The sequence below is a fragment of the Arthrobacter sp. genome, from assembly GCF_031179985.1.
Classification (GTDB): domain Bacteria; phylum Actinomycetota; class Actinomycetes; order Actinomycetales; family Micrococcaceae; genus Arthrobacter.
This window is the reverse complement of the sequence record NZ_JAPSHJ010000059.1, coordinates 10,151-19,704: the sequence shown is the minus strand read 5'-3', so window position 1 is coordinate 19,704 and position 9,554 is coordinate 10,151. Positions and strand designations below refer to the sequence as shown.

General features: G+C 61.6%; 9 protein-coding genes and 1 pseudogene. 1 reads left to right on the top strand and 9 read right to left on the bottom strand.

Annotation, left to right across the window (positions count from 1 at the left end):
- From RIN13_RS18210 to RIN13_RS18170, 9 genes and pseudogenes are all read right to left on the bottom strand, one after another.
- Positions 1–223: pseudogene (locus RIN13_RS18210) on the bottom strand (sugar phosphate isomerase/epimerase); the annotation flags it as partial.
- Between the two features lies 1 nt (position 224).
- Positions 225–1,412, bottom strand: coding sequence for a Gfo/Idh/MocA family oxidoreductase (locus RIN13_RS18205; RefSeq protein ID WP_309108729.1), 1,188 nt, complete (start codon positions 1,410–1,412; stop codon positions 225–227).
- Between the two features lie 11 nt (positions 1,413–1,423).
- Positions 1,424–2,542, bottom strand: coding sequence for a Gfo/Idh/MocA family oxidoreductase (locus RIN13_RS18200; RefSeq protein ID WP_309108728.1), 1,119 nt, complete (start codon positions 2,540–2,542; stop codon positions 1,424–1,426).
- Positions 2,539–3,303 (bottom strand): sugar phosphate isomerase/epimerase, encoded by a 765-nt coding sequence (locus RIN13_RS18195; protein ID WP_309108727.1) that lies wholly within the window; start codon positions 3,301–3,303, stop codon positions 2,539–2,541. Before RIN13_RS18195 ends, RIN13_RS18200 begins: the two co-directional genes overlap by 4 nt.
- 120 nt (positions 3,304–3,423) lie before the next feature.
- A complete protein-coding gene (locus tag RIN13_RS18190) occupies positions 3,424–4,320 on the bottom strand; it encodes a carbohydrate ABC transporter permease (protein ID WP_309108726.1) in 897 nt (298 codons plus the stop codon).
- Between the two features lie 12 nt (positions 4,321–4,332).
- Positions 4,333–5,289, bottom strand: coding sequence for a sugar ABC transporter permease (locus RIN13_RS18185; protein WP_309108725.1), 957 nt, complete (start codon positions 5,287–5,289; stop codon positions 4,333–4,335).
- 2 nt (positions 5,290–5,291) lie between these two features.
- A complete protein-coding gene (locus RIN13_RS18180; RefSeq protein ID WP_309108724.1) occupies positions 5,292–6,578 on the bottom strand; it encodes an extracellular solute-binding protein in 1,287 nt (428 codons plus the stop codon).
- A 166-nt stretch (positions 6,579–6,744) separates the two neighbouring features.
- A complete protein-coding gene (locus RIN13_RS18175; RefSeq protein WP_309108723.1) occupies positions 6,745–7,818 on the bottom strand; it encodes a LacI family DNA-binding transcriptional regulator in 1,074 nt (357 codons plus the stop codon).
- A 196-nt stretch (positions 7,819–8,014) separates the two neighbouring features.
- Entirely contained in the window at positions 8,015–9,085 is a 1,071-nt protein-coding gene (locus RIN13_RS18170; protein ID WP_309108722.1) for a LacI family DNA-binding transcriptional regulator, read from the bottom strand.
- 208 nt (positions 9,086–9,293) lie between these two features.
- Between RIN13_RS18170 and RIN13_RS18165 the strand changes: the two genes are divergently transcribed.
- Positions 9,294–9,554 (top strand): GNAT family N-acetyltransferase (locus tag RIN13_RS18165; protein WP_309108721.1); only part of this gene is annotated, 261 nt, incomplete at its 3' end.

Sequence of the window (9,554 nt, the reverse complement as noted above, 5' to 3'; positions counted from 1 at the left end):
CTTTGAGGTGGTTGGAGATGGCCCAGACCTTCAGGTTGTACTTTTCCAGGACCGCGAGTTTGGACTCGACGTAGCCGGGCTCATCCCAGCGCCACGCATCAAGGTGGTCCCCCGAAACGGCGATTTCAAGGCCGTCATAGCCCCAGCCGGACGCCAGCTTCGCGACCTCTTCGAACGGAAGGTCGGCCCACTGGCCGGTAAAGAGGGTGTAAGGGCGGGACATGTCAGGCTCCTTCAAGGCTGAAGACGTTCTTTTTCACCATGGTGAGGGTGCTTTTGTTGTTGGCTGACTCTTCGACGGCGGAAAGGACCCGTTGAACCTGGAGCCCTTCTTCGAACGACGGAGACGGGGCCTCGCCGGAATCGATGGCAAGCAGGAAGTCCCGGATCTGGTGGGTGAAGGTGTGTTCCCAGCCGATGATGTGGCCCTGTGGCCACCAGGCCTCCAGATAGGGATGGTCGGGTTCGTTGACCAGGATCCTACGGAAGCCCTGCTCCCGGACCGGGGCCGTGGCATCCAGAAAACCCAGTTCATTCAGGTTTTCCAGATTGAACGTCAAAGCTCCTCCGGTGCCGTAGACCTCGATTTGGAGATCGTTCTTCTTTCCCGTCGCTACGCGGGAAGCTTCGACGGATGCGCCCATGTCTCCGGTGAGCCAAAAGGTCGCCCACGCAGTGTCGTCTACGGTGACGTCCTCCAATCCGTCCAGCCCCGGGCGTTGAGCAACGAATGTTTTTAGCAGTCCGGAGGCTTCCGTAATGGTTTGACCGGTCAGATATTGGATCTGGTCTATCGCGTGGGAGGCGATGTCGCCGAGAGCGCCCGAGCCGGCGGTTTCCTTCCGTAACCGCCAGCTCATGGGAGATTCGGCGTCCGAGAGCCAGTCCTGGAGGTATGCAGCCCGGATGTGCCGGACTGTCCCGAGCCGGCCCTCCGCGATCAGATGGCGCGCCAAAGCAAGGGCTGGAACGCGGCGATAATTGAAGCCGATCATGGACTGCACCCCCTGGGCGCGGGCGGAAGCGGCCGCAGCAGTCATGGCTTCGGCTTCGGCGATGGTGTTGGCCAGCGGCTTCTCCACCAACACATGCTTACCCGCTTCAAGTGCCGCAATCGCGATCTCCGCATGCATCCAGCCTGGGGCGCAGATATCGACGATGTCGATGTCGTCCCGCTCAATCACAGAACGCCAGTCCGTGGCCGATTCAGCCCAGCCATACTTGCCTGCTGCTTCTGCCACCTGCGCGGCGTCCCGGCCAACGAGCACTTTCTGCTCGAAGGCCGGGACATCAAAGAAGCTGGCGACGTTCCGCCAGGCATTCGAGTGGGCCTTGCCCATGAAGGCGTAGCCAATCATGGCCACGCCGAGGGGGCGGGTCCGGCCCTGCTCGCGGTTCTGTTCTGTTGACATACGGGGCTCTCCTAGAGCGTTTGGGCTGCCGGTTCCCAGTCCTCTGGGAGTGCAGCGGAGGCCGGGGCGGAGCTTTCAATGTCTATGAAAGCGCCTGATTCGATGGATTCGGAGATCGAGACCATGGTGTCGAGGACGTGGTAGGCGAGGTTGCCGGTGGCCCGGTGTGGAACGCCTGCCCTGATCGAACGGGCCATGTCCAGTACACCCAAACCGCGGCCGTCTGCAGGGCCAGTGGCCGGAACCAATGTCCAATCCTCGTCCCCGGCCCTCCAGATCCGGACAGCGCCGTCGAATTCGTTGGGATCGGGAAGGGAAATGGTGGCGTCTGTTCCTGTGATCTCCACGAATCCCATCCGTTGGCGAGGGGATTCGAAGCTGAAGATACTGTGGGAGGACGCACCGCCGTCGAACTGGGCCATGGCGGAGACATGCGTGGGGACGTCGACAGTGAATTCCTCGCCTGCTTTGGGGCCGGACCCTATGACGCGTACTTCCTTGGCTTTGGACCCGAGGGCTGCCACACGCCGGACTGATCCGAAGGTCTGGACGAGAGCCGTGAGGTAGTACGGGCCCATGTCGAACAGCGGACCGGCACCGTACTGGAACAGGAAGCCGGGGTTGGGGTGCCAGGATTCCGGGCCGGGTGTCTGGAATGTGGTCACGGCTGTGAGCGGGGTGCCGATGTCCCCGCGCTGAATGATCCGCCGCGCCGTCTGTAGTCCGGCCCCGAGGAATGTGTCCGGGGCGCAGCCGAGCCGGATGCCTGCGGCGTCGGCCGCTTTGAGCAGCCCGAGCCCGGATTCGCGGTCGAGCGAAAACGGCTTCTCGGTCCAGACGTGCTTCCCCGCCCGGACCCCGGCGGATGCCACTTCCACATGTGCGGCCGGGATGGTCAGGTTAACGATGATTTCGACGTCGGGATGGTTCAGCGCCGCCTCAACCCCGCCGTACTCCGGGATTCCGTACTCCTTCGCCCGTGCTTGCGCGGCTTCTTCAAACAGGTCAGCAATCACGTGGACTCTCAGGTCAGGGAAGACCGTGAGGTTGTCCAGGTACTGCTTGCTGATGTTTCCCGCGCCAATCACGGCGACGCCGACCGGCCCGCTGCCGCTGCCGGTGCCGCTCATGCCAGCTTTCCTGCGTTGACTGCTGCGTCCACGGTTGCCGTCTCCAGAAAGCGCAGGCTTTCCGTGATGCCATCGAAGATGTCCCCTGCGTAGTCGTCAAATTCAACGACACCCACCTCGAGCGATCGGGCGGCCGCGATGACGTCCAGGACAGCGATACGGCCCTGGCCTGCGGGTTGCTGGGCTTTGGTATCGGTGTTTATTGGCCCGTCCTTGATGTGGATGAACTTCACCCGGTCGCCGAGGCGCCGGAGGAGGGCTTCGGGGTCCTGGCCTCCGACTGCCGCCCAGTAAACGTCCACCTCCAGGACAATCTCTGGGTCCAGCAGCCCGGTGAAGTATTCGAGGGCGGTTTGGTCCTCGATCATCGACTCCAGTTCCCACTGGTGGTTGTGGTACCCGACACGGATGCCGTACGCGGCGCCCTTCTTCGCCGCGGCGTTCAGCTTTTCGGCCGTGGCCTGGATGTCCTCGGCTTTTTGCCAGTGTTCTGCTGGCAGGAAGGGGTCAATCACGGTGCTGATGCCCAATTCCTTGGCAGCCTCAAAGATTTCGTCCTGATTTTGGCTCATCAGCGGTGCGTGGCCGGAAGGTGCCGACAACCCGTTCTCCGCAAGGGCCGCACCCAGCTGCTTTGCCGTGGCGACGAAGTCGTAGGGTTCGACCTGGGTGAAGCCTATTTCTGCGACTTTGCGGATGGTGCCCGGAAGGTCGTCCTGCATGGCGTTACGGAGGGTGAACAGCTGAATTGAATATGACATTCGTTTTCCTTGGAGGTGGGCTGTGATGGGAAAAAACGGTCGGGTACCACCGGGTTCCCTTTGGGGTGGGCCCTTGGATGAAGAGCACTTTCCCGTGGTGTGGGCAGGAACCCGGAGGGCCTACTTGATGCCGGTCGCCGCTACACCCTGGATGAAGAAGCGTTGCAGGGCGATAAACAGGGCCACGATGGGGGCGATCACCAGCACCGCACCTGCCAGCAGCAGGCCGTAGTCTGTTGCGTTCTGCCCGGTTGAATATAAGGACAAAGCAACGGGCAGCGTGTATTTTTCTTCACTTTGGGCGGCTACGAGTGGCCAGAGGAAGTTGTTCCAGGAGCCAAGGAAGGTGAGGATCCCCAGTGTCGCCAGTGGCGGTCCGCACAAGGGCATCACGATCCCGGTGAAGGTCCGCAGTTCCCCGGCCCCGTCGATTCTGGCCGCCTCGATGAGGGAGTCCGGTATCCCCATCATGAACTGCCGCATTAGGAAGACCCCCAACGGTGAGACCAGGAAAGGCAGTATCAGGGCAGGGTAGGTGTTGACCAGGCCCAGCTTGCTGACCATCACGAACAGCGGTACGAACGTCACCACACCGGGAACCATGAGGGTCACCATCACGAGCAGGAACAGGACCCGCTTGCCGGCGAAGTCCATCTTCGCCAGCGCATACCCGACCATTGAGCAGAACAGCAGATTTCCCAGGACGGTCACGACGGCAACAATGAGGCTGTTCATGAAAAAGAGATCTATGTGCAGTTCAGTGAACCAGCGCACGTAGTTGTCCAGGGTGGGGTCCTGCGGCCACCAGGTGACGGGCCGTCGCAGCAGCTCCCCCTGGGTTTTGAAGGAACCGAGCAGCATCCAGACAAATGGCAGCACGGTTGCGGCTCCGGCGAGAACAAGGGCGGCGTAAACCCAGCCCTGCCTTTTCCAGGCTGAGTAGCGCCTGGGTCGCGGTGTGGTGAACGGTCGAGTGGTGGGGCGATCTCGCAGGGGTGCGGTTTTTGTATCGGTCATTGTCTACTCGCTTCAGTCTTTGGAGCGGAGGGCGCGGAATTGGATCAGGCTCAGCAGGGCGATGACCACGAACAGCACGTAGCTTGCGGCCGAGGCCAGGCCGTATTTTCCGTATCCGAACTGGTTGAAGGTGAAGTAGCTCACCGACAACGTAGAGTCCAGGGGGCCGCCCTTGGTCATGACGAAGGGTTCTTCGAAGAACTGAAGGAAACCCACCGACAGCAGCACGGCGCCCAGCAGCAGGGTGGGCCGCAAGATGGGCAGCGTGATCCGGACGAATCGTTGCCAGGCGTTGGCGCCGTCAACCTGCGCTGCTTCCAGCACGTCGACGGGAACGTTCTGCAGTCCGGCCAGGAAGATGATCATCAAGGTGCCCATGTTGCGCCAGACAGCCATCATGATCATCGCCGGCATCGACCACTCGGTGCTGTTCAGCCAGTCCGGTCCGGCGATACCTACCCAGCCCAGGATGAGGTTCAGCAGCCCGTCCGGTTGCAGGATGAATCTCCATACGACGGCCACGGCGACGATGCTGGTCACCACCGGGGTGTAGAAGCCCACCCTGAAGGCGCTTCGGAACCGGGTGATGCCGTTGTTCAGCGCCACCGCCAGGGCCAGGCCTACGGCCATCGTCAGCGGGATCCCGACGATCACAAAGTAGCCCGTGTTCAGGAGCGAGCGAACGAACTGCTCGTTGCCAAAGAGTTCCGCGAACTGGTCCAATCCGACGAACCCTACACCGAGGGGATTCCGGACGTCCTTGCTGGTGAAGTCTGTGAACGACATCACGAAGGAGGAAAACAGCGGAACCAACATGAAGAAGCCGAAAATGAGGACGAACGGCAAGGCGAACAGCCAGGCGATGACAGACTGCCGCCGGCGTCGGGCCGCCGGGCCCAGACGCTCGGGGGCCCTGGGCGGGCGGACAGCCCGGAAGCTGTCTGCCCGCCTGGTTTCAGTGGTGACCATGACTACTTGCCGGTCCCGATTTTGTCCGCGGTCGCCTGCAGCTCTTTCATCGCCACTGCCGGGTCCTTCCCAGCCCTGACGATCTTTTCCAGTTCGGAGTCCGCAGCGCCGGCGACCTCGGTCCAGGTGGAGATCGTGGGCGGGAAGTTGGTGTCCTTCAATTGCTCACCGAACACGGCGAGTTTTTTGTCGCCGGCCAGTACGGGGTCCTTCCAGGTGCTCTCAACTGCGGGCAGGCTTCCTGAAACCTTGTACCATTTGGCCTGCACCTCGGGCTTGGAGAACCACTGCGCCAGTTTCCAGGCTCCGTCCCGGTTTTTGGCGTCCTTGAAAACCGTCAGGTTCGATCCGCCGATGAAGGAGGTCCCGGTAACTTTCGTGGGGATTTTCGCTACCATGTACTTGTCCTCGAAACCGGGACCGCCTGCCTTGTTGAGCTGCCCGAGAAGGCCCGGTCCTGCGATCAGCACGGGAGCGGTTCCGTTGACAAAGGCCGCTTCGCCTGCGCCGGCCCCCGTCGCGGGGTTTTTGTTGGCCAGTCCGTCAGTGAAGAAGCTCTGGTAGTACTTCAGCGCTTCGACGATTTCAGGGGTATCGAAGGTCCACTTGGAGTTGTCTTTGGTGATGAATTCAGCGCCGTTGGACCAAAGGAACGGAAGCATGCCTTGGAGCTCCTTAACCGGCAGCTGGAAGGGCTCTTCCACGCCCGGCTGGGATTTCAGGGCTTTCGCCATGTCCGTCAGGCCCTCCCACGTCGTGGGGAATTCGGCATAGCCTGCCTTCTCTGCCAGATCCTTGCGGAAAAAGAAGACACGGGTGTCGACATACCAGGGGACACCCACAGCCGTACCGGCGACCTCTGTCGATTTGACTGAACTGGGCAGGAACCCTGAGGTGTCGATCTCGGCCGGCTTCGGATCGAAGGCGTCACCGAAGTCAGTCATCATCGTGGTGCCCATCTGGGCAATGTCCGGTGTCGTGCCTCCGGCAATGGCTGCCTGGTACTTGTTGACCGCGGCATCCCAGGGAATCGCGGTGACATTGACCTTGACGTCGGAATTCTCCGCCTCAAAATCCTTCACGAACTCCGGAAGCAACTCTGCTTCCCCGCCCTGTGCCCAGAGATTGATCGTGCCGGTGGCGGCCCCGGCCGCGATCGCCTTGCCGGTCTCGGTACCGCTGGCGGCTTCGTTGCCGCGGCCGCAGCCGGTCAGCAGCAACCCGGCAGCCAGGCCAAGGGCGGCCGCTTTCCTGAGCCGGACACCGGTGTCCGCAGGAGCATGGATCATGTTCATTCCCTTCAATCAGGCACCTTGAGGCGCCAACAGTCAAACAGGTCCCCCGTACTTATGCGCATAGATCAAGAATAAGTGCTTCGATGCGCTTAGATCGGAAGGTGTGTCTTAATCTAAGCGCATTAGTGTGACTTTGACAACACTTTTCCGTAAGTCGCGGTCAGTTTTCCTGTGCCCGGCAGCCGCAGCTTTCCCGGACGGCAAGGCTGACCGGTAGTTGCCTGTGGGAGGGGGTGGCCGGGGGATCCGTCAGGGTGTCTATGAGGATGTCTACAGCGGTGCGCCCGATCAGCTCCATCGGTTGGCGAACGGTGGTTAAGGACGGTCGCACCAAACGGCCTGCGACGATTCCGTCAAAACCGGTGACAGCCACCTGGGCCGGGGCCGGGATTCCGGCCGCCTTGAGGGTCTCCAGGACAACGAGAGCTTCTTCGTCGTTGGCGCAGACGAAACAGTCGGGGAGGGACCCCGAGTCCTGGAGCTCTGCGATCAGCTCAGCTGTTACTGCACTCGCCCCGGGGCGGCTCTCAAGCGGGGGCTGAACCTCCAGTCCGTGAGCGGCCAGGACGGCACTGTAAGCGTTGTACCTGGCCTCATTCTCGGCGTTCGGGATGCTGACAAACATGAACCTCCGGAACCTGTGAAAGCCGATCAAGTGCTCCATCAGCTGCCCGATGCCGGAGGCATTGTCTATCGTGACGCGGTGAAGACTGCTTTCGCCCTCGGGGTCGGAGAGTTCAACAACGGGAATCCGGGCGGATATCCGGCGGGTTACCTCGGCCGGAATGGTACGGGCAAAAACAATCAGGCCGTCGACGCGGCCGGCAATGTCGGTCACCGCCCTTTCGCCGCTTGCCTTGTTTCCGCCACCGATCATGAGAGCGTAACCCCGGCTGAAGCACTCCAGCTCAACGCCCCGCTGGACCTCGTCGACCCATATCGGGAAAAGCCGGCAGTCCTCGTCAGCCTCCGACCCGGATTTGGCGCCGTCTCCCGCAGCTTCCGGCAGCAGGTTCAGATAGTCGAACGAAAAGAGCCCAAGAGCTCCCGTCCGGCCCTTGGCCAGCCCGCGGGCGCTGGCACTGGGCACATAGCCCAACTCGCGGGCAGCATCCAGCACCGAATTCCTCGTCGACTCCCTGACACGGTGAGGCTGAGAGAAAGCGAAGGAGACCGTCGCAATGGAAACCCCCGCCCGCTCCGCAACGTCATACACAGTCGGACCCTTGACCATCAACCGCTCCCTTTCCCAAAGCCTATGCGCTTAACAATATGCTGTGAACGGTTTGGAGCGGATTCCTCCGTTCTTGCGGATGTGCGCAGACTCGTGCTCCTGCCCGGTCATCGCGCTGCCTGATGAGAGCCAAGTGACAGCGTTTCCGGCGCAATCTCCCCAGCTATGGGAGCGCATACAGAGATTTGGTACCCGGTTAGTCTCCCTCTCCGCGGCAGCCGCAGCTTTCGCGGACGGCAAGGCTGACCGGTAGTTGTCTGTGGGCGGGGGAGGCCGGGGGATCCGTCAGGGTGTCTATGAGGATGTCGACAGCGGTGCGCCCGATCAGCTCCATCGGTTGGCGAACGGTGGTTAATGTTGGCTTCACCAAACGCCCTGCCACGATTCCGTCAAAACCGGTGACAGCCACCCGATCCGGGACCGGGATTCCGGCTGCCTTGAGGGTCTCCAACACCACCACCGCTTCCTGATCGTTGGCGCAGACGAAACAGTCGGGGAGGGACCCGGAGTCCTGGAGCTCTGCGATCAGCTCAGCTGTTACTGCACTCGTCCCGGGGCGGCTCTCAAGCGGGGGCTGAACCGCCAGTCCGTGCGCGGCCAGGACGGCACTGTAAGCGTTGTACCTGGCTTCCGTATCGGCTGTCGGGATGCTGACGAACATGAATTTTCGGAACCTGTGAAAGCCGATCAAGTGTTCCATCAGCTGCCGGATGCCGGAGGCATTGTCTGTTGTGACGCGGTGAAGACTGCTTTCGCCCTCGGGGTCGGAGAGTTCAACAACGGGAATCCGGGCGGATATCCGGCGGGTTACCTCGGCCGGAATGGTACGGGGGAAAATGATCAGGCCGTCGACGCGGCCGGCAATGTCGGTCACCGCTCTTTCACCGCTTGCCTTGTTTCCGCCACCGATCATGAGAGCGTAACCCCGGCTGAAGCACTCCAGTTCAACGCCCCGCTGGACCTCGTCGACCCAAACTGGGAACCGCAGGAAATCATCAGGAGCACCGCCAATCGCAGTACGGTCTGTCTCTGCCTCGGGCAGGAGGTTTAGAAAGTCGAACGAAAAGAGCCCAAGAGCCCCTGTCCGGCCCTTGGCCAGCCCGCGGGCGCTGGCACTGGGCACATAGCCCAACTCGCGCGCGGCATCCAGCACCGAATTCCTCGTCGACTCCCTGACACGGTGAGGCTGAGAGAAAGCGAAGGAAACCGTCGCAATCGAAACCCCCGCCCGCTCCGCAACGTCATACACAGTCGGACCCTTGACCATCAACCGCTCCCTTCCCCAAAGCCTATGCGCTTAACCCTAAGCCGTTACAGAGCGGCGAATACTCATTTCCTTTGAATGCTGGGTTGTCACTCTGCCTGGCGGGTCGCGAAGAGGTCCCTTCGCCTCAGTTAGCATCCCCTGGACGTTTTATCGATCCCGTGACAGCCGGCCGTTGAACCACCTGTTTTGAGGTGCTGGGTTCGGATTGTTGGCAACCGATGAGGTCGACTGGCAGGCCGGGTTCCGGGCCTGGGCGGCAAGGCTTGCCGACGAGTCAGGCCGTTGTACTTATTGGTGGATCGTTGACGATGAACAAATCCTGGGCGGGATCGCCCTGCGGCACCAAAACCACGAGCTGGCGGCACGGGCCGGACACATCGGCTACGGCATCCGGCCCTCCTCACGCGGACAGGGACTGGCTACTTGGGCACTAGGTCAGGTAGTAGATGAGGCGCGGCTGCTCGGCATG